The organism is Pantoea sp. S61 (assembly GCF_016625145.1).
In the GTDB taxonomy this organism is placed as follows: domain Bacteria; phylum Pseudomonadota; class Gammaproteobacteria; order Enterobacterales; family Enterobacteriaceae; genus Pantoea; species Pantoea rwandensis_B.
Map to the genome: position 1 here is coordinate 115,175 of NZ_JACVUO010000012.1, position 20,359 is coordinate 135,533.

The window sequence follows — 20,359 nt, forward strand, 5'->3', positions numbered from 1 at the left end:
TTACATGGAAGAACAGGCGCGCAATCGCGCCTGATTTAATTTCAGCGTGTGGTGCGTGCAGCACTGGCCGTTGGGCGTGCCGGGAAGAAGAACAGCAGCAGCGCCGGAATCAGGTAGATAAGCCAGGCAGCCACTTCACTGACGCTTGGCGTTTCCTGATAACCGAGAATGCCTTCCAGCAGCGTACCGACCACCGAGTGGGTGGAGAGCGTGTTGCTAAGATCGAAAGCAATGTCCTGGAAGTGGTTCCAGAGCCCTGCTTCGTGGAAAGCACGGATCGCACCTGCCGCGAGGCCTGCGGCAACAAAGAGAATGAATAAGCTGGTCCAGCGGAAGAAGCTCGCCAGGTTGAGGCGGATGCCGCCGTAGTAGAGCAGCATGCCCAATACAATCGCCGTTAACAGGCCGAGTACTGCACCAATCGGCGGCGCGTAGCCGACATCCTGGGTGAAAGCGGCGAGCAGGAAGAATACCGATTCCAGCCCCTCACGAGCAACGGCCAGAAAGACCATGAGAACCAGCGGGAAGCCACCGCCGCCCTGTTTTTGCAATGCCTGATCCACCGAGCGTTCCAGTGTGGCTTTGATGTTGCGCGAGACTCTGCGCATCCAGAACACCATGGACGTGAGGATGACCACCGCGACGACCGCCACGATGCCTTCAAACAGTTCTTGTTGTTTTTGCGGAAATTCACCGGTGGTTTCATTGATGAAGATGCCAAGGCCTAAGCAGAGTGCCGCGGCAATGAAGACACCCGCCCACATCGCGGGGAACCACTGTGTACGCTGGGTGCGTTTCAGGTAGCTGGCAATCAGGCTGACGATGAGAGCTGCTTCAAGACCTTCACGCAGCATAATGAGAAACGGTACGAACATCACCAACCTCTTGATTGTTAAGCAGGGTAAACCTTAGGTAAAAATACGTAAATTGCAAACGATATCGATTATCATTATCGCGGGTAAAATTACAAGTCACTTAATGAAATTATTTCTCATTTGCGGGAAGGGCGACGGATTCTATGCCAAGGGGATCGCGGCGTTTCGTCTGGTAAGTGGAGTTTTAAGTCGTCGATCACCGCTAAGCCTGCAGTGGATGGGCATGAATTCATGTTCAGTGCAGGGGGATCGCTGTAGGTTTAGTGCACTGGTATCGCTGCAGGTTTAGTGCACTGGTATCGCTGCAGGTTTAGTGCAGTGGTATCGCTGCAGGTTCAGTGTAAAGGTATCGCTGCACGTTCAGCGCTCTGTCCACTAAAGGCCATCCCGATCGCGAAGAAACCACGCATCCCTGCAGATCGGCCGCGCCGTCCATGGCGCGGACGCTTCGCTCCTCGGAATGGCCTTTATTGGACGTTTGGCTATGGCATTGCTTTGAATTGAGGGTTTAAGCCTTGATGATTCGATACTAAAAACCGCCGTTTAACAGTCGGCAGTTCAAAGTGCGGACGCTTCGCTCCTCGGAATGGCCTTTATTGGACGCTGAGCTATGTCATCGCTTTGAATTGAGCGTTGAAGCGCTGTCGAATCAATAAAAAAGCCCGCCGTTTAACGGGCGGGCTTGATATGTCAGAGACCACATTACTTGGTGTTAAATTCAGCTTCAGCCGCAGCAAAGCGCGCTTGCGCTTCTTCTGATGGGCCTTTGCCGATCAGGCTGAACACCACAATCGCGATGCTGGCGAAGATGAAGCCTGGAATGATTTCATACATTTCGGTGTAACCATACTGTTTCCACAGCAGCACCGTCAGTGCACCAATCACCATCCCGGCCAGCGCGCCGTTGCGTGTCATACGCTTCCAGCACACCCCGAACATGACAACCGGACCGAAGGCGGCACCAAAGCCTGCCCATGCATAGCTGACCAGGCCCAGCACGCGGTTTTCCGGGTTGGCCGCCAGCGCGATAGCGATCAACGCAATCAGCAGCACCATCAAACGCCCTACCCACACCAGCTCTTTCTGGCTGGCATTTTTACGCAGGAAGCCTTTGTAGAGGTCTTCTGTCAGGGCGCTTGAGCACACCAGCAACTGGCAGCTCAGGGTGGACATCACCGCTGCCAGAATCGCAGACAGCAGGATGCCAGCAATCCATGGGTTAAACAGGATACGCGCCAGTTCAATGAACACGCGTTCACCGTTCTGGCTAACGCCTGCCGCTTGTTCAGGGTGGTTCTGGAAGTAGGCAATACCGAAGAAGCCTACCGCTACGGCACCGGCCAGGCACAGGATCATCCAGGTCATGCCAATGCGACGTGCTGTGCGAATCGAGTGATGTGAATCCGCCGCCATAAAGCGCGCCAGGATATGCGGTTGTCCAAAGTAGCCCAGGCCCCAGCCGAGTAAGGAGATCACAGCAACAAAGTTGAGCCCTTTCAGCATGTCGAGGTTTTCAAGACTTTTCGCTTCGATCACCGCCAGTGAATCATCGAAACCACCTACCGCGATAATCACAAACACCGGGGTGAGGATCAGCGCGAAGATCATCAGGCTGGCCTGCACGGTATCGGTCCAGCTGACCGCCAGGAATCCGCCCACCAGCGTATAAAGGATGGTTGCAGCAGCACCGGCCCACAGCGCGGTTTGGTAATCCATACCGAAGGTGCTTTCAAACAGACGTGCACCCGCAACCACGCCAGATGCGCAATAAATGGTGAAGAAGATGAGGATAACCACAGCGGAGATGACACGCAGCAGCTTGCTTTTGTCCTCGAAACGGCTGGAGAAGAAGTCCGGCAGCGTTAAGGCATTATCGTGATGTTCGGTCTGCACGCGCAGGCGACCTGCCACAATTTTCCAGTTCAGCCAGGCACCGATGGTCAGGCCAATGGCGATCCAGCTTTCTGAAATGCCGGAAAGGAAGATGGCGCCGGGTAAGCCCATCAGCAACCAACCGCTCATATCTGATGCACCCGCTGACAGTGCGGTGACCACGCTGCCTAAACTGCGTCCACCCAGAATGTAGTCGTCAAAGTTTTTGGTTGAACGGTAGGCAATAAAACCAATCAGCACCATTCCCAGGATATAAATTACAAAGGTCACCAACATCGGTGTGCTTACACTCATACTCTCTCCACTTATTATTTAATCCGTTAAGAGAAATCTTTTTCCTGCGTCATCGGAACGTGATAACGCAGGGCTTTACCGCATCCAGAGAAAGCGATTTCTCTTAAGGCGCGGTATCCTGCCGCAAAGGGGCGGCGCGCACAATGCATTTAACACAGCTGTCACAATGGTTTCACCTGACTTCGATGATTTAATGCCAATAGGTTGCACACGCTCACACTTTGAGTTGCACCTTATTCAACATGATAGTGCTCTCGTTGACCGGAGTTGCAACTTTGGCGAGCTTCTTGCAGCAAGTTCTGTGCCGCTTTTTCATCAGATTGATTTTAAGCGGTGATAAACGTGCAACTCAGGTCACATTTAACATGGTTGCACAAAGTTGCAACATGAGTGATAGTGCAGCCCACGCTGATGTCGAATCATATTTTGAGGACGAGGAAATCATGGGAACCACCACCATGGGGGTGAAGCTGGATGAAGCCACCCGCGATCGCATTAAACTGGCGGCAGGTAAAATTGACCGCACGCCACACTGGCTGATCAAACAGGCGATTTTTAACTACCTTTCGCAGCTGGAAGCCGGTGAATCTTTGCCAGAAATTCCCCTGCAACTTGCCGATGCCGCCAGTGAAGAAGGCACGCCAGACGAGTCATTCCAGCCCTTCCTCGACTTCGCTGAACATATTTTGCCGCAGTCGGTCACGCGCTCAGCCATCACCGCTGCGTGGCGTCGTCCGGAAACCGATGCGGTACCGATGCTGCTGGAGCAGGCGCGTCTCCCTGCCCCGCTGGCCGAGAAAACTCATCAGCTTGCTTACAGCCTGGCGGATAAGCTTCGGCACCAAAAAGGTGCAACCGGGCGCGCCGGAATGGTGCAAAGCCTGTTGCAGGAGTTCTCCCTTTCTTCACAGGAAGGCGTGGCGCTGATGTGTCTGGCGGAGGCGCTGCTGCGTATTCCCGACAAGCCAACCCGCGATGCGCTGATTCGCGACAAAATCAGTAACGGTAACTGGCAGTCGCACCTCGGCCGCAGCCCGTCGATGTTCGTCAATGCTGCGACCTGGGGACTGCTGTTTACCGGGCGTCTGGTATCGACCCACAATGAAGCCAATTTGTCGCGTTCGCTTAACCGCATTATTGGCAAGAGTGGCGAACCGCTGATCCGCAAAGGTGTGGATATGGCGATGCGTCTGATGGGCGAGCAGTTCGTCACCGGCGAAACCATTGCGGAAGCACTGGCCAATGCGCGCAAGCTGGAAGAGAAAGGCTTTCGCTACTCTTACGATATGCTGGGCGAAGCGGCACTGACCGCCAGCGATGCCAAAGCTTATCTGGTGTCTTATCAGCAGGCGATCCATGCCATTGGTAAAGCTTCCAATGGTCGTGGCATCTATGAAGGTCCAGGCATCTCAATCAAACTGTCGGCCCTGCATCCTCGCTATAGCCGTGCACAGTATGAGCGCGTGATGGAAGAGCTGTATCCGATCCTCAAATCACTGACCTTACTGGCGCGCTCTTACGACATCGGTATCAATATTGATGCAGAAGAAGCAGACCGTCTGGAGCTGTCGCTCGACCTGCTGGAAAAGCTATGCTTCGAGCCGGAACTGGACGGCTGGAACGGGATTGGCTTTGTCATTCAGGCATATCAGAAGCGCTGTCCGTTTGTGATCGACTCCCTGATCGATCTCGCCCAACGCAGCCGCCGTCGCCTGATGATTCGTCTGGTGAAAGGCGCGTATTGGGATAGCGAAATCAAACGCGCGCAGATTGAAGGGCTGGAAGGTTATCCGGTTTATACCCGCAAGGTGTACACCGACATCTCTTACCTGGCTTGCGCCCGCAAACTGCTGGCGGTACCGAATCTGATCTATCCGCAATTTGCTACCCACAACGCCCACACGCTGGCAGCGATCTATCAGCTGGCAGGCAATAACTACTATCCGGGTCAGTACGAGTTCCAGTGCCTGCACGGCATGGGCGAACCGCTGTATGAGCAGGTGGTCGGCAAAGTGGCAGACGGTAAACTGAACCGTCCGTGCCGTATCTACGCACCGGTCGGCACCCATGAAACCCTGCTCGCTTATCTGGTCCGTCGCTTACTGGAAAACGGGGCCAACACCTCGTTTGTTAACCGCATCGCGGATAACACCCTGCCGCTGGATGAGCTGGTTGCCGATCCGGTTTCTGCGGTGGAGAAGATGGCGCTGACCGAAGGCGCAGTCGGTTTACCGCATCCGAAAATCCCGCTGCCGCGCGATCTGTATGGTGAGAAGCGCGCCAACTCAGCCGGTCTGGATTTGGCGAACGAACATCGTCTGGCGTCACTCTCCAGCGCCCTGCTCAATAGCGCCAGCCAGCCATGGGTTGCCCAGCCGCTGGTCGAGGGTGAGCTGGGTGACGGCGTGAGCCGTCCGGTACTCAACCCTTCTGCACCAGCCGATGTGGTGGGCAGCGTGCGCGAAGCCAGCGAAGCAGAAGTTTCGGAAGCGCTGGATGCCGCAGTGAATGCCGGTCCAATCTGGTTTGCCACCCCGCCACAAGAACGCGCTGCGATTCTGGAGCGCGCAGCCGAAGCAATGGAAGGCCAGATGCAGCAGCTGATTGGCCTGCTGGTGCGTGAAGCAGGTAAGACCTACAACAACGCCATTGCCGAAGTGCGCGAAGCGGTCGATTTCCTCTATTACTACGCCGGTATGGTGCGTGATGATTTCGATAACGAAACCCATCGTCCGCTCGGCCCGGTGGTGTGCATCAGCCCATGGAACTTCCCGCTGGCGATCTTCACCGGTCAGATTGCTGCAGCACTGGCAGCCGGTAACAGCGTGCTGGCGAAACCCGCTGAGCAGACGCCGCTGATTGCCGCGCAGGCGGTACAAATCATGCTGGATGCGGGCGTGCCGTCAGGCGTGCTGCAACTGCTGCCGGGCCAGGGCGAGACTGTAGGTGCACAGTTAACGGGTGACGAGCGAGTACGCGGTGTGATGTTCACCGGTTCCACCGCCGTCGCGACGCTGCTGCAACGCAATCTGGCGGGTCGTCTCGATCCGCAAGGCCGCCCAACGCCGCTGATTGCTGAAACCGGCGGCATGAACGCCATGATCGTGGATTCCTCGGCGCTGACTGAGCAGGTGGTGATCGATATCGTTGCCTCCGCCTTTGACAGCGCCGGACAACGTTGCTCGGCGCTGCGTCTGCTGTGCGTACAAGATGATGTCGCCGATCACACCCTGAAAATGCTGCGTGGCGCGATGGCCGAATGCCGCATGGGCAATCCGGAACGTCTCTCAACGGATATCGGCCCGGTGATCGATGCCGAAGCCAAAGGCAACATCGAGCGCCATATTCAGGCGATGCGCAATAAAGGTTTCACCGTGTATCAGGCGGCACAGGACAATCCGCAAGACAGCAAAGAGTGGACCAGCGGCACCTTTATCAAGCCAACCCTGATCGAGCTGGGTCAGGTCAGCGATCTGGATAAAGAAGTGTTCGGCCCGGTGCTGCACGTGGTGCGTTATGCGCGTAATAACCTGCCACAGCTGATCGATCAGATTAACGCCTCTGGTTACGGTCTGACGCTGGGTGTGCATACGCGTATCGATGAAACCATCGCGCAGGTCACGGCAGGTGCGAAGGTCGGTAACCTGTATGTGAACCGCAATATGGTCGGCGCGGTCGTCGGCGTGCAGCCCTTTGGTGGTGAAGGTTTATCGGGCACCGGTCCAAAAGCCGGCGGTCCTTTGTATCTCTATCGCCTGCTGGCAAACCGCCCGGACAATGCACTGCGTAAGACCTTCGATCGTCAGGATGCCGAGCGTCCGGTTGACAGTTCCGTGCGTGCTGAGCTGATGAGCGCGCACCAGGCATTGCAGAGCTGGGCGCAGGATAAACCTGAGCTGCTGGCACTCTGTCAGCGTTATGACGAGTTGGCGCAGGCGGGTACGGTGCGACTGCTGCCGGGTCCAACCGGTGAACGTAACACCTTCACGCTGCTGCCGCGCGATCACGTCCTCTGTATTGCGGATAACGAGCAGGATGCACTGACGCAACTGGCGGCAGTAACCAGCGTGGGCAGCCAGGCGCTGTGGCAGGATGATGAGTTGCATCGCGCGCTGCGCAAATCTCTACCTGCGGCCGTACAAAAACACGTAGTGCTGGTGAAAGATGTGCTGGCAGCCGGGTTTGATGCGGTGATCTATCACGGGGACGCGGATCAATTGCGTGTGCTGTGCGAGCAGGTTGCCGCGCGGGACGGTGCGATTGTTTCGGTGCAGGGCTTCGCGCGTGGCGAAACCAATCTACTGCTGGAACGTCTGTTGATAGAGCGCTCACTGAGCGTGAATACCGCCGCAGCGGGTGGTAACGCCAGTTTGATGACCATTGGTTAAAAAGATAAGGGCCCAAACGGGCCCTTATCCATGACGCGCCGCGACGAATTTACCTATTCGTTGCGGCGTTGTTTTTGACGCTTTGTATTTACGCCGCAGACTTGTTGCGCTTCATGCCAATCAAGGTCGGGAAAACAAACAGCGACTGCCCCAACCCACGATTGGTTACAGACCACACCGCCACCGACAGCAGTGAGCAAATCCCCACAATCGCAACCGGATAGAAACACGCCCACAGCACGGAGAACCAGGCATAATCAAACAGATGATGGCGCTGAGCGAACAAAATCGCTGACATGCCGAAAAACTCAATGAAAATGCGATGAATCACGTAGATTTGCAGGGTGTTACGGCCAATCCAGTTAAAGTACGTCATCTTAAAGTGCGCATTGAGCCAGCGGCAGGCCGCCACGCTCGCCAGCACTGCGATGATGCACAGGAACAGGCTCTTATCCAGACCGAAGATAATGTGAATCCCTGAGACCGCCGCCAGCAGCGCCCATGGCACGAGATTTTCACTACGCCATTCGCTCATACGCAGCATCAGCGGGCTCCAGAACGCGCCCAGCAGGAAGAACAGGAAGTACTGCGCCACGCTTTGCGGTCCCCAGTATGGAATGATCTTCTCCACCGCCAGATAGTTAAGCGCAACCGCGACCACCAACAACGCCACTTTCTGTTTGTGGAAGATCTTCGCACACAGGAAATACAGTGCCAGTCCGTACAGATACCACGAGGTGCTCATCGCCATAAACGTCAGCTTCAGGAACTCCAACAGTGAACCCGCATAGGCGGCATTCAGATTGTGTGAGATGCGCTGGCCGGTAATCTCTGTCGAGATACCCACAATCGACCACCACTGAATAAAGCCCCACAAAATATAGAGATAGAACAGATTGGTAATACGACTGGTAAATACCTGCTTCCAGGGACGATTAAGAATCCCGTTGGTTGCCAGCAAGCCCGAAACAAAGAAAAAGGCTGGCATACGCAGCGGAGATAAAACGGTATTAAACTGCACCCATATTTCTGCCGGTATCCAACCCGCCGTCAATAATTTCACCGTTCCTTCAAATCCGGGTAATACGGTGTGGTACAACACCACCAGCAATATGCAGGCCCCTTTCAGGGTATTGACCCATGCAATATCTTCTTTCCTGGCGTTATTCATATGATTAACTCCCGCTGCTGTGTAGGTCTAAAAGGAGAAGTATGAGGAAATAAGCAATGATGCATTTCTGGTTATTCAACGATTATTAAACAAGCTGGCGGGGGATGACTCTAGCGAAAGTCCTAAAAGTTTTTTACTGGTCCTGATATAACAATACTTTACAGTTCCAGACATTAATCAAATGCTAAGCAGGCTAACAATATCTTCCCAAATTAGAGTCACTAAGGGTATGAAGAGGGAAATAAGGTGAGCAATTAATACAGGGAAATTAAGAGCAATCCACCACAAACAAACCAAATTAAAATCAAATTTTATTCGGATAATTATGAAATGTGGCAGATGGATAAACGCGGATATTAATATTGTGCTAGGCGGAAATAATTAGGGCCAGCAAACTGGCCCTATTTGATTATTGCAGCGGTGCCGCTTTTGTCTCTGGCACGGGTTTTCGCAACAGTCGAGGATAAAGGAATAACATTCTGCCTGGACCGCGATTCAGCAGTGACCACACCGCCAGGGAGATTGTCACGCAGAGCGCCACGCCCGTTATCGGCATCAGCAGCGCCCATGCCCAACTGAAGGCCGCATGACCAAACCAGCCGTAATGCAGCGCCAGGGCAATCGCGCTCAGTCCCAGCAACTCAATGAAGATGCGGTGCAGGACATAAATCTGCAGCGTGTTACGGCCAATCCAGTTCAGCCACGCCATGTTCAGGCGCTCATTGAGGAAACGGCACACAACGATACCAAACACGATGGTCAACAGACTGTAGAACGGATTTTTATAGATCCCCCCCACATGATGCACCACGCCAATCACCGCGATGCCTGCCAGCAGCAGCCAGTGTTGGCGCTTAAGTTGGCTGATCTCAATCAGAGACTGGCTGAAGAATACGCCGAGCAGGAAGTAGAGATAGTTTTGCGCCACGCTGGCCGGCCCCCAACCGGGGATCAGGCTGAACTGCGCAGCGTAGGTTGCGACAATCGCCAGTGCCATCAGCGCCATTTTCTGGCGATGGAACAGCTTGGTGAACAGGAAGAAACCCGCCAGCGCGTACAGATACCACAGGCTGGTCATGGAGGTCAGCAGCAGTTTAAGGAACTCTAACGGCGTGTCGGCATAGGCCGCGTTTTTGGTGCTGGATAGCCGCTCACCGAGGTGCGTGGAGATATAGTGAATGCTCAGCCACTGAATCACTCCCCACAGCAAATAGAGATACACGATATTGCTGAACTTCTTGGTGAACACCTCTTTCCAGCTCTTCTTGACGATCGAACTGGCCGCCAGCAGGCCCGAGACAAAGAAAAAGGCGGGCATACGCAGCGGAGAAAGATAGGTATTGAAGGTCACCCACCAGTGCGCAGGCACCATGCCGGCCGTGAGGTGATGCAGGGAGGGAGCGAAAGTGGTGATGATCGAGTGGTGCAGCACTACGAGTAAGATGCAGGCCCCTTTTAGCGTGTTGATCCAGAGGACTTCATTTCTGGCATGTGTCATTTTATGATCCTGATTGCGCCATGAATTTGTAAAGAATTATTTATATTTACAAAGATGTCTCAACCAGAGGCGTCTTAAAAATCATTCTGCCTGTTGCCAGTGAAATTCTGCAGACAATAAAATATTATATTTCAGTTAGTTAATTGAAGTTTCTTTAACAATTTTCAGAGGATACTGAGAGGGAGAATTCAGACAGGAGAAGAGAAAGCGCCGTCAGTTCCAGACGACGCTTGAGACTATTGGTTAAGAAACTTGTCAAGAAATTGCCGGGTACGTGCCTGCTGCGGATGGCTGAACAGCTCTTTCGCTGCGCCCTGCTCCACGATACGGCCCTGATCCATAAAGATCGCTCGATCGGCCACATCACGCGCAAAACTCATCTCATGCGTGACGATCACCATGGTGCGCTTCTCCTGCGCCAGCGCGCGAATGGTATTCAGCACTTCGCCCACCAACTCTGGGTCCAGGGCCGAAGTCGGCTCATCAAACAGAATCACTTCCGGGCGCATCGCCAGCGCACGCGCAATGGCAACACGCTGCTGCTGTCCACCGGACAGACGACGCGGAAAACTCTCCTCTTTGCCGTGCAGACCGACCTTTTCCAGTAAGCTGCGGGCGCGGGCAATGGCTTCCGCTTTCGGTTCACCCTTCACGATCACCGGCCCTTCAATGATGTTCTCCAGCACTGAACGATGCGGGAACAAATTGAAGTTCTGGAACACGAAACCCACCTGCTGACGCAAACGGCGAACCTGCTCCTTCTGCTTATTGAGCCCGATACTGGCATCAATGGTGATATTACCCACCGTGACGCGACCGCTATCGGGCACTTCCAGCAGATTAATACTGCGCAGCAAGGTGGTTTTTCCCGAACCGCTTGGCCCAATAATCGCCACCACTTCGCCCGGAGCCACATCCAAATCGATACCGTGCAACACGGTCTGGCCGTGGAACTGCTTGACCAGCTGACGTACTTCAATCGCACTCATTTTGCCTCCCGATCCTGTCGATTCACATGCGCTTCCAGGCGATTTTGCAATGCCGACAGCACGGTCGCCATTACCCAGTAAATCAGCGAGGCAGCCAGATACATGGTGAACACTTCCAGCGTACGTGAGGTGATCAATTGCGCCTGACGGAATAGCTCGGGCACCTGAATGGTGGCCGCCAGCGAGGTGTCTTTCACCAGACTGATAAAGCTGTTACCCAACGGCGGCAAAGCAGTGCGCGCTGCTTGCGGCAGGATCACGCGGCGCAAGGTTTGCCATGGCGTCATGCCGATACTGGCCGCCGCTTCCCACTGTCCACGTTCAATGGCAGCAATCGCACCACGCAGTGATTCAGAGGCGTAAGCGGCGGTATTGAGTGACAAACCGATCATCGCTGATGGGATAGGATCCAGCTCGATACCGAACTGCGGCAAGCCGTAGTAGATCATAAACAGCTGGGCGATCAGCGGCGTGCCACGGAAAATAGACACATAGATACGCGCCAGCCAGTTTACTGGCCAGAAATGTGACAGGCGCATCAGCGCCAGCACAAAGCCGAGTACCAGACCGAAGAACATCCCGCCGATACTCAGCTGCAGCGTGAACAGCGCGCCTTTGAGTAAGAATGGTGCTGAATCCAGCACCAGTTGTAAGCTTTCCTGCATTATTTTGTGACGTCCGCGCCGAACCATTTCTCAGAGAGTTTGCTCAGCGAGCCATCTTTCTGCATATCAGCAATCGCTGCATCAATGGCTTTCAGCAGGTCGTCATTGCCCTTACGCAGCGCCACGCCGGATTCCAGACGGGAGAAGGCCGGGCCCGCTACCGCCATGGTGTCGCCGGTTTTCTTCACCAGATCCAGCGCCGCTAAGCGGTCCACCAGAATGGCATCAACACGGCCTGAGCGCAGATCCTGGTATTTGGTTGGGTCATCATCATAGGTACGGATATCGACGCCTTTGACGTTGTCACGCAGCCACTGCTCGTAGTTAGAACCCAGGCCGACACCGACTTTCTTACCAGAGAGATCCTCTGGCTTGGTGATGCTGCCGGCATTTTTCTTCATCGTCAGCGCCTGAACGCCAGAGATGGTGTATGGCGTGGAGAAGTCATACTTCTTCTTACGCTCGGGTGAAATCGTTACCTGATTGATCACCACGTCGATACGCTTAGAATCCAGTGCCGCCAGCATGCCATCCCACTTGGTCGGTTTCAGATCCGCTTTGACGCCAAGGTGCTTCGCCAGCTCTTGCGCGAACTCCACTTCGAAACCGGTCAGCTTGCCGCTCTCATCCTGGAAACTGAACGGCGGATAGGTGCCTTCCAGACCCACGCGCAGCTCACCTTTACTCTTCACCTGCGCCAGCAGATCTTCTGCGGCGAACGTTTTGACGTTAACGCCCGCGACCAGCGCGACCGCCATCATGCCCATCACCAGTTGGCGACGAATTGGAGAGAAAGCCATGTTTACCCCATTTATTGTGATGTGTTGTGTGCTATGAGGCAGCGAAACCGGGGTTTGCCGCCTTATCGTTATTGGCGCTGCATTCAGGCCCATTTCAGGCCAGAACAGCAGCTGCAGGATTATAAACCTTTTTTATCTTAGCCTTAGACCGAAGGATGATAAGCAAATAACGCAGGCGCGCCGCCAGTATGAATAAACAGCAGCGGCCCTTCACGACGGAAGCGATTCTGCGCAATGCCATCAATCAATCCGGCCATCGCTTTACCGGTGTAGACCGGGTCCAGCATGATGCCTTCAAGGCGCGCCAGCAGTTTCACCGCTTCCATGCCTTCCTCATTAGGTTCACCGTAACGCGGCGCGAAATAGTCATCCCAAAGCGTGATCGGCGCGTGCGTCTGCACTTCCAGTTGTTCAGCCAGCGCGCTGCAGATGCGCTCTACCACCGGCAACTGCGCGTCAACTTTGCGTGAAACCGTCACGCCGACCAGCTCTGTATTGGGCAGCAACTGGCCCAGCCCCACCGCCAAACCTGCATGGGTGCCGGCGCTGCCCGATGCTACCACCACAGCGGCGAAATCCACCACGCCTTCGCTTTGATGCGCGATCTCCTGCGCACACTCCACGTAGCCGAGCGCGCCCAGTGCGTTGGAACCGCCAACCGGCACGATATAAGGACGGAAACCCTGAGCTTCGAGACGTTCAGCCTGTTCGGCCAGCTGTTCAGTGGGATTGTGCAACGCATCGACCATCACCACCTCGACGTCCATCAGGTCGAGCATCAGGCGATTGCCGTTGGTGAGGTAGTTTTCTGAGGTGGTGCCAATCGGATTTTCCAGCAGCGCCACACACTTGAGGCCAAGGCGCGCCGCCACCGCCGCTGTCTGACGCACATGGTTGGATTGAATCGCGCCCGCCGTCAGCAGAACATCCGCGCCCTCGCGCAGCGCATCGGCCGCCAGGAATTCGAGTTTGCGCAGTTTGTTGCCGCCCATCGCCACAGGCGTGAAGTCATCGCGCTTGATAAAGATATCGCGACCGAGATAATCAGAAAGCCGTGGCAGATGCTCAAGCGGCGTAGGTGCACCGAGTAATTCAAGACGTGGGAACTGGTGCAAGAGATGTAAAGACAATGCAGCCTCCATTCGGGCAATGTGCAATTATCCATACAGTGTTGCAGAAGATGAGAAAAGTCGCACCCGGAATTCTGCGAGTGCGGCCCCTGTTGCTGCTATGCTCAGCAACAACAAGGGCAGGATCACAATCAGCCCTGCTGCCAGCCTAAAAACTGGTCATATTTACGCAGTGCGATGCGGTAATTGTTGTGACCCGCATCCGGCAAATCGTTTTCCAAACATTCATGCCAGCTGTTGCCCCGTAATCTGTCGGCCGGGAAATTTTTCGCTTTCAGCATGTCATCAAGACGACGCAGCCGCACCACATACTCGCGAATGGTGCTGTGACTCATCTCGGTCTGCTCAAACAGATACTGTTTGAACGCCATAATGTCGAAGTAATTAGGATGGGTATTACAAAAAATATCGCTGCAGAAACGACATAACGCGGTCAGTTCCGGCTGGAGTTTCATCCATACCTGGTCATCAATCATCTGGTCCATCCGCGCGATGGCCTCTTTATTGATGATCTGTCCACGAAACACTAACGCCATACGATCTAAAACTTTGCCACAATGTGAACAGTTGCTTTGGCTGTGTTTATAGTCTTTAAGATAACGACTTAAAGGTCTGGCTTTGGCTTTGGCTCCCATTGCTGAGTCCCCGGTATTTTTATTTTTTCGATGCCAGGTACTGAGTCTGTCAGCGCGCCCCCGCTAACCGGGCACGCAGGCGTTTAATCGCCTGACTGTGCAGTTGACTGACGCGGGATTCCCCCACTTCCAGCACTGCGCCAATCTCTTTCAGGTTCAGTTCTTCCTGGTAGTACAGTGTGAGCACTAATTTTTCACGATCGGGCAATGCCTCGATGGCTTCAATCACGCGATCACGCAGGCTTCCTTCCATTAACTGATGAAGCGGGTTGGCTTCTTCATGCCCCTCCGTCACCAGCTCCGCGCTGTCACCGTGCTCTTCCCGATACTCGTCGTAGGAGAAGAGTTGGCTGTTATTGGTATCGAGCAGAATCTGCCGATACTCTTCCAGCGAAACATTCAACTGTTCAGCCACTTCCTGCTCAGTAGCCGAGCGCCCCAACGCTTGTTCTACCTGATGCATCGCACCGGCTACTTCGCGCGCATTACGACGCACGCTGCGAGGTGCCCAGTCGCGGCTGCGCAGTTCATCCAGCATTGCGCCCCGGATACGCTGCACGGCATAAGTGGTAAAGGCGGTGCCTTGCAGCGCGTCGTAGCGCTCCACGGCATTTAATAAACCAATGCCACCGGCCTGCAGCAGATCGTCAAGCTCAACGCTGGCTGGCAGACGTACCTGCAAGCGCAACGCTTCGTGTCGCACCAGAGGAACGTAGCGCTGCCAGAGCGAATGTTTATCCATCACGCCTTCGGGCGTATAGAGATCGTTCACGGTGACTACCCTGCGTTAATAAAGTTATCGGCATGATTATCCAATTCTGTAGGGGTTTCGATTGGCAGAATAGGCGGGCAAAAGCGAGGTTATTTCAAATTTGTTATGGATGGCGGTGGAATGCACCGCCATAGGCGAAGCCGCTAGCGTAGATTGCGCAGCCGTTGCCGCGTGCCAGGCGGCACGGCGTCCCACAATGCACAGGTTTTACCATCAAGTGCCTGATAAAAATCGCTAATCGGCGCTTCAGTTTCCAGCAGTGGATTAAACATCACCTGCCCGGATTCCGCGTCGATACTTATCATTTTATTGATAAACAACCGCTGTAAGTCACTGCGCAGGAACAAGCCGTTATCGACGCTGTTATCGGCAAGAAAACCTTCTTCATTTTCCTGTGTATCGATATAACATGCCTCCACCCACGGCCAGCTGTGACGTTCCGTAAGCTGCGTGCCGGTGATAATACAGGCGCCATAGCGCGCTTTAACGGCTGAATTAAACTCTGCCTGGCTGGCACGCTGGAACACTTTCGCCTTTACGCGCCGCCCGACTTCTGCGCCTGGCATCACCGCCGTCGGCACTTTATGCTGCGGCGTACTCAGCACCACCAGAAACTGAATTTTGCGCGACAGCGGGAAGCAAGGGTGTGCATGCGGGTCGAACAGCTGCCAGTACTCCTCCTCTTCCGTCTGTCGCATCAACACCAGCTTGAAGCCCCGACTGGTGAGCAGGTTCTGCGCTTCTGCCGAATTCGGATCCAGCATGGCGTAAACCTGGGTTTCACCCACCACCTTCCAGCGCCCCTCCTTCTTTATTTCATCGTTACGGCGGAAATAAAGGAAAGCTTGCTGGCTTTTTAAATAGTGCTCAAAACGGCGCAGATAGTTTTTGCGCTCGTTATCGTCAGAGACGAACAGCAGATCCTCTAACGGACTGTTGATCTCCTCCTGCGCGAACACCGCGCGGATCACCAAATTGCGAAAGCTGGTCGACGGGCTCAGCAACCCGCGGGCGGTGAGTTCTTTCTCATCAGGATGCTGCTGCGCATAGCGCAACGCGATCTCTTCGAAGGTCAGTAACTCACCCGGTAACAAGTCATAATTGAAGCGCATAGACACCCCAGAAACAGAAAAAAGTCGTGCAAAAAAATGAGAATGATTCTGGGGTAGTTATCGGCATTTCAGCACGGGACTGTAACAGGTTGGTTACTTTTTTGGGGTTATAGGGTGCTGGGGGAAATCATCGTCGCTGATGAGATCAAATTTGGTTTAATGCAGGAATTATCACTGCGGTGCGAAGTTGATCACCATATGTTTGGTCTTCTCATGCACTTCTGCCGAAGGCGGTGCCGGCAGCTCAGCATGCTTAGCCGCATACAACGCTACAGTACAGAGCGATAAATCTCCGGTGCGCATATGTACGCCGCTTAACTGCCCTTTGTCATCCAGATCAATGTCTATCTGACAGGTTTTACCAATGAAGTGGTCGGCGTCAAAAAACTGCGTCTGAATAGCAAAGTGGACGGCGTCATAATAGCTTTTGAGATCGGTCACGACGGGTACAGGAGGATTTTGCGTGTGTGTGCGATGGTGTTTTATCGGCGCGCAGCCAGAAACCAGGAGAAGCGTTAATAGGGCAAATCGATTACGCATGGCTCACGTCCTGTGAAAAGTAAGAGAAATGAGTATACCTGCATATTCATGATATGCAGGTATAAAAAAACCCCGCCGAAGCGGGGTTTGATAAGCAAGGAGCTTAAGTAGCGATTAGCCCTGCAGCAGAGACAGAACCTGCTGTGGAACCTGGTTAGCTTTAGCCAACACTGAGTTACCCGCCTGCTGGATGATCTGTGCTTTAGACATGTTTGAAACTTCAGTAGCGTAGTCAGCATCCTGAATACGAGACTGTGCTTCAGACAGGTTGGTAGTGGTGTTGTTCAGGTTAGTTACCGCTGAATCCAGACGGTTCTGAATCGCACCCAGTGAAGAACGGAACTTATCGATGCTGCTGATAGCTGAGTCCAGTGCTGCCAGTGGATCAGTAGTAGCGGTACCGGCGCTGGTGGTTTCAGTAGTCAGTTTACCAGCAGAGTTAACGTAAGCCTGCGCACCAACTTCTGCAGCATATTTGCCAGTTGCACCCGCACCATTAGAAGCAACGGTTACAGTACCAGTATCTTTATCTACATTATAGTTAACAGTGTATGAAGCAGTAGTTGTCAGTTCTTTATCACTGTCAACATAGGTGTTCAATGCATTTCCAGCACCGTTGGTGTTAGCACCACCGAATGTGGCAGCGAAGGTCTGCACACCGCTGTTGTAATTGATAGTTGCGCCGGTTACAGCGGCGTTCGCCGTTGCAGCAGCGTTAATATCACTAAGAACAGCATCTTTGCTAACAGTTTTGGTGTAAGTTAAGCCTGAATCAGCAGTGCCCGCGAAGTTGTAAGTTGTTCCGCTAAGTTTGATAGAACCTGCTGAAGCGACATCACTTCCACTTTGGAACATAGTTGCCAATGTAGCAGCAGTAGTACCTGCACCAGCGTTGTTCGTTGTCAGGTTACCTTCAGTTGTCAGGTAAGCTGCTTGACCGCCAATTGTTACTGCACCGTTTGCATCAACATCAAAATCGACACTGCCTGTGCTACGAGTGTAAGTACCAGAAGCGGTAGTTCCAGCCGCAGGCTTCAAGGTGTTTGCAAAGGTAGTTGTATTAGCATCGGTAACAGTTGCAGTAGTGGTGAAATTGCCTTTATCTGCGTCGTACGTATACGTAGCACCACTGGTACCAGTAGTAACAACAGTGTCACCAGTTTTCAGGCGAGACAGCGCATCGCTTGCGGTCAGAGATGCGTTAGTAGTGGTGACAGCATATGGGCCTGCACCAGTAACGTTAGCACCAGCAGCAGACAGGTCACTAATAGTAGCTGCTTTGTTAGCAATGGTGCCTGAACCATTCACATTGAAACCGTTCAGACCCAGAGTAGAAGAGTCGATCTTCTTCAGGTCGATAGAGATGGTCTGGCCATCGTTCGCGCCAACCTGAATTTTCAGGGAGCCGTCTTTTGACAGTACGTTCACGCCGTTGAACTGAGTCTGACCTGATACGCGGTCAATTTCGTCCAGACGTGATTTGATTTCGTCCTGAATTGAGTCCAGGTCAGACTGGCTGTTGGTGCCGTTCTGAGACTGTACAGTCAGTTCACGAACACGCTGTAAGTTGTTGTTGATTTCAGACAGTGCGCCTTCAGTCGTCTGCGCAGCAGAGATACCGTCGTTGGCGTTACGAGCAGCCTGAGTCAAGCCGGTGATGTTAGACTGGAAGCGGTTGGCAATTGCCTGACCAGCTGCATCGTCTTTTGCGCTGTTGATACGCAGACCAGATGACAGACGCTCGATAGAGGTTGAGAGCGCTGACTGGTTTTTGTTGATGTTGTTCTGGGTGATCAGCGAGAGGCTGTTGGTGTTAATTACTTGAGCCATGGTTAAGTTCCTATTAATCAAGTCTTTGGTTAAGGTGTGGGCTTCAACCCGCCGGCTTCAGCGCCGTCAAAGTTGTTATCGTCTGCCTTCAAACAACCTTTAGATTTTTTTTAGTACCAGGCGAAAATTTTTCCCTTCAACCTGTCACGCTTATCTTTATCGCCCTGCCCCCGCACTTCTTTAGTGCAACTTGATCATTTTTCTAGCGCCAGAAATACCCTTCTCTATAGCCTTTATTCGCTTTATCACTCGCTGGTAAATAAATCTAAACTTTGCCTCAAATAAGCCGATAACCGCGGTATTCACTCTCCGTGTCGACATGAAAAGGAAACAACATGGCTAGTATCACTACCCTCGGTGTCGGTTCAGGCCTCGACTTAAGTAGTATCCTGGATAGCTTATCCACTGCGGAAAAAGCCTCCTTAACACCGATCTCCAATCAGCAGAGCGCTTATACCGCAAAGCTGAGTGCCTACGGTACGCTCTCCAGTGCGTTGACGACTTTCCAGACCGCCAACACCGCGCTGAACAGTGCAGACCTGTTCTCTGCCACCACCGCCACCAGTAGCAGCAGCGCCTTTAGCGCGACAACGTCTGGCACTGTGGTTGCCGGTAAATATAATGTGGCTGTCACGCAGTTGGCACAGTCGCAGACCCTGACCTCTGCGGTGCAAACCAGCAACACCACCGCATTGGGCGACAGCTCTGCCACCAGCCGCACCCTGACCATCAAGCTCGCTGATGGCTCCAGCAAAGATATCTCGCTGACCACCGACCAGACGTCATTGACTGGCATGCGTGACGCCATCAACGGTGCCAGCGCCGGCGTCAGCGCAAGTATTATCAAAGTGGCTGACGGCTCTTACCGCTTGTCGCTGACCTCTTCCAAAACGGGTGAGGCCAATGCCGTTTCATCGATTAGCGTGACGGGCGATGACACCCTGAACAATATCGTAGGTTTTGATTCGACCAAGACCGATGCCGATAACCCGATGGACGTGAGCGTGGCGGCGCAGGATGCCAAACTGACGGTGAACAACGTTGAGATCACCAACAGCAGCAACACCATCAGTGATGCGCTGGAAGGGATCACGCTCAACCTTAATGACACGACCACCGGTAACCAGACGCTGACCGTCGCGCAAGATACCTCTAAAGCGACCACTGCAATCTCAAACTTTGTCACTGCATACAACACACTGCTGGATCAGTTCAATAGCCTGACCAAATACACAGCAGTCGACGTTGGTTCAGATGCGCAAGACACCAGTAACGGCGCTCTGGTGGGTGATAGCACACTGCGCGGGATCCAGACCCAGATAAAGAGCATGCTGACCAACTCGTCCAGCTCTTCAACCTATAAAACGCTGGCACAGATTGGCATTACGACTGACCCGACGACGGGTGAGTTAACGCTGGATTCCGACAAGCTCAAAACCGAGCTGACGAAGGATCCGGATGGCATCAAGCAGATGATTGTGGGTGACGGTAAAACCACCGGCATCACCACCACCTTAGCCACTAACCTCACCAGCTGGCTCTCTTCCACTGGCAGCATTCAGTCAGCGAAAGACGGCGTGAGTAAAACGCTGAACAATCTGACCGAGCAGTACAACGACATGAACACGCGTATCAACAATATGATCGCGCGTTACAAAGCGCAGTTTACCCAGCTCGACGTCACCATGAGCTCGCTGAACAGCACCAGTTCTTACCTGACGCAGCAGTTCGATACGTCAAGCAGCTCTAGCTCGAAATCGTAAGGAG

General features: G+C 53.6%; 15 protein-coding genes. 2 read left to right on the top strand and 13 right to left on the bottom strand.

The window, feature by feature from the left end; translation table 11 throughout:
- Positions 1-41: 41 nt before the first annotated feature.
- Positions 42-875: an iron uptake transporter permease EfeU gene (gene efeU, locus IAE30_RS20350; protein ID WP_200680841.1), complete on the bottom strand. Its 834-nt coding sequence runs from the start codon at positions 873-875 to the stop codon at positions 42-44.
- 702 nt (positions 876-1,577) lie between these two features.
- Positions 1,578-3,062 carry a sodium/proline symporter PutP gene (gene putP / locus IAE30_RS20355; RefSeq protein ID WP_200680842.1) on the bottom strand — a complete coding sequence of 495 codons (1,485 nt, stop codon included), beginning with the start codon at positions 3,060-3,062 and terminating at the stop codon, positions 1,578-1,580.
- Between the two features lie 443 nt (positions 3,063-3,505).
- Between putP and putA the strand changes: the two genes are divergently transcribed.
- The gene (gene putA / locus IAE30_RS20360; protein ID WP_200680843.1) at positions 3,506-7,450 is read left to right on the top strand and encodes a trifunctional transcriptional regulator/proline dehydrogenase/L-glutamate gamma-semialdehyde dehydrogenase; all 3,945 of its coding nucleotides are present in this window, start codon (positions 3,506-3,508) and stop codon (positions 7,448-7,450) included.
- An 88-nt stretch (positions 7,451-7,538) separates the two neighbouring features.
- On the opposite strand, the gene IAE30_RS20365 is transcribed toward putA, so the two are convergent.
- The 11 genes from IAE30_RS20365 to IAE30_RS20415 form a co-directional block, all read right to left on the bottom strand.
- Positions 7,539-8,621, bottom strand: a complete 1,083-nt coding sequence (locus IAE30_RS20365; protein WP_038646391.1) for an acyltransferase family protein — start codon at positions 8,619-8,621, stop codon at positions 7,539-7,541.
- A gap of 409 nt (positions 8,622-9,030) precedes the next feature.
- Positions 9,031-10,119 (bottom strand): acyltransferase family protein, encoded by a 1,089-nt coding sequence (locus IAE30_RS20370; protein WP_200680844.1) that lies wholly within the window; start codon positions 10,117-10,119, stop codon positions 9,031-9,033.
- Between the two features lie 236 nt (positions 10,120-10,355).
- Positions 10,356-11,108: an L-cystine ABC transporter ATP-binding protein TcyN gene (tcyN, locus tag IAE30_RS20375; protein WP_038646388.1), complete on the bottom strand. Its 753-nt coding sequence runs from the start codon at positions 11,106-11,108 to the stop codon at positions 10,356-10,358.
- Positions 11,105-11,773, bottom strand: coding sequence for a cystine ABC transporter permease (gene tcyL, locus IAE30_RS20380; protein ID WP_045815117.1), 669 nt, complete (start codon positions 11,771-11,773; stop codon positions 11,105-11,107). The genes tcyN and tcyL overlap by 4 nt, the downstream gene beginning before the upstream one ends.
- On the bottom strand, positions 11,773-12,573 hold the full coding sequence (gene tcyJ, locus IAE30_RS20385) for a cystine ABC transporter substrate-binding protein (protein ID WP_200569739.1): 801 nt from the start codon (positions 12,571-12,573) through the stop codon (positions 11,773-11,775). Before tcyJ ends, tcyL begins: the two co-directional genes overlap by 1 nt.
- Positions 12,574-12,716: 143 nt before the next feature.
- Entirely contained in the window at positions 12,717-13,703 is a 987-nt protein-coding gene (locus IAE30_RS20390) for a D-cysteine desulfhydrase (protein ID WP_200680845.1), read from the bottom strand.
- Between the two features lie 131 nt (positions 13,704-13,834).
- Positions 13,835-14,338, bottom strand: a complete 504-nt coding sequence (gene fliZ / locus IAE30_RS20395) for a flagella biosynthesis regulatory protein FliZ (protein ID WP_200680846.1) — start codon at positions 14,336-14,338, stop codon at positions 13,835-13,837.
- A 49-nt stretch (positions 14,339-14,387) separates the two neighbouring features.
- Complete coding sequence (locus tag IAE30_RS20400; protein ID WP_200680847.1) at positions 14,388-15,110, bottom strand: RNA polymerase sigma factor FliA; 723 nt, start codon at positions 15,108-15,110, stop codon at positions 14,388-14,390.
- Positions 15,111-15,253: 143 nt separating this feature from the next.
- On the bottom strand, positions 15,254-16,222 hold the full coding sequence (locus IAE30_RS20405) for an HNH endonuclease signature motif containing protein (RefSeq protein ID WP_200680848.1): 969 nt from the start codon (positions 16,220-16,222) through the stop codon (positions 15,254-15,256).
- 171 nt (positions 16,223-16,393) lie between these two features.
- Positions 16,394-16,762, bottom strand: a complete 369-nt coding sequence (locus tag IAE30_RS20410; RefSeq protein ID WP_200680849.1) for a cell envelope integrity TolA C-terminal domain-containing protein — start codon at positions 16,760-16,762, stop codon at positions 16,394-16,396.
- Positions 16,763-16,876: 114 nt separating this feature from the next.
- The gene (locus tag IAE30_RS20415) at positions 16,877-18,592 is read right to left on the bottom strand and encodes a FliC/FljB family flagellin (RefSeq protein WP_200680850.1); all 1,716 of its coding nucleotides are present in this window, start codon (positions 18,590-18,592) and stop codon (positions 16,877-16,879) included.
- A gap of 335 nt (positions 18,593-18,927) precedes the next feature.
- On the opposite strand from IAE30_RS20415, the gene fliD reads away from it, so the two are divergent.
- Positions 18,928-20,355 carry a flagellar filament capping protein FliD gene (fliD, locus tag IAE30_RS20420; RefSeq protein ID WP_200537923.1) on the top strand — a complete coding sequence of 476 codons (1,428 nt, stop codon included), beginning with the start codon at positions 18,928-18,930 and terminating at the stop codon, positions 20,353-20,355.
- Positions 20,356-20,359 lie beyond the last annotated feature (4 nt).

Excerpts from the sequence above, each read along its gene's own strand:
- fliZ (WP_200680846.1), bottom strand. The coding sequence starts at position 14,338 with ATGGGAGCCAAAGCCAAAGCCAGACCTTTAAGTCGTTATCTTAAAGAC.
- efeU (WP_200680841.1), bottom strand. The coding sequence starts at position 875 with ATGTTCGTACCGTTTCTCATTATGCTGCGTGAAGGTCTTGAAGCAGCT.
- IAE30_RS20415 (WP_200680850.1), bottom strand. The coding sequence starts at position 18,592 with ATGGCTCAAGTAATTAACACCAACAGCCTCTCGCTGATCACCCAGAAC.
- tcyL (WP_045815117.1), bottom strand. The coding sequence starts at position 11,773 with ATGCAGGAAAGCTTACAACTGGTGCTGGATTCAGCACCATTCTTACTC.
- IAE30_RS20410 (WP_200680849.1), bottom strand. The coding sequence starts at position 16,762 with ATGCGTAATCGATTTGCCCTATTAACGCTTCTCCTGGTTTCTGGCTGC.
- IAE30_RS20370 (WP_200680844.1), bottom strand. The coding sequence starts at position 10,119 with ATGACACATGCCAGAAATGAAGTCCTCTGGATCAACACGCTAAAAGGG.
- IAE30_RS20365 (WP_038646391.1), bottom strand. The coding sequence starts at position 8,621 with ATGAATAACGCCAGGAAAGAAGATATTGCATGGGTCAATACCCTGAAA.
- tcyN (WP_038646388.1), bottom strand. The coding sequence starts at position 11,108 with ATGAGTGCGATTGAAGTACGTCAGCTGGTCAAGCAGTTCCACGGCCAG.
- fliD (WP_200537923.1), top strand. The coding sequence starts at position 18,928 with ATGGCTAGTATCACTACCCTCGGTGTCGGTTCAGGCCTCGACTTAAGT.
- tcyJ (WP_200569739.1), bottom strand. The coding sequence starts at position 12,573 with ATGGCTTTCTCTCCAATTCGTCGCCAACTGGTGATGGGCATGATGGCG.
- IAE30_RS20405 (WP_200680848.1), bottom strand. The coding sequence starts at position 16,222 with ATGCGCTTCAATTATGACTTGTTACCGGGTGAGTTACTGACCTTCGAA.
- putA (WP_200680843.1), top strand. The coding sequence starts at position 3,506 with ATGGGAACCACCACCATGGGGGTGAAGCTGGATGAAGCCACCCGCGAT.
- putP (WP_200680842.1), bottom strand. The coding sequence starts at position 3,062 with ATGAGTGTAAGCACACCGATGTTGGTGACCTTTGTAATTTATATCCTG.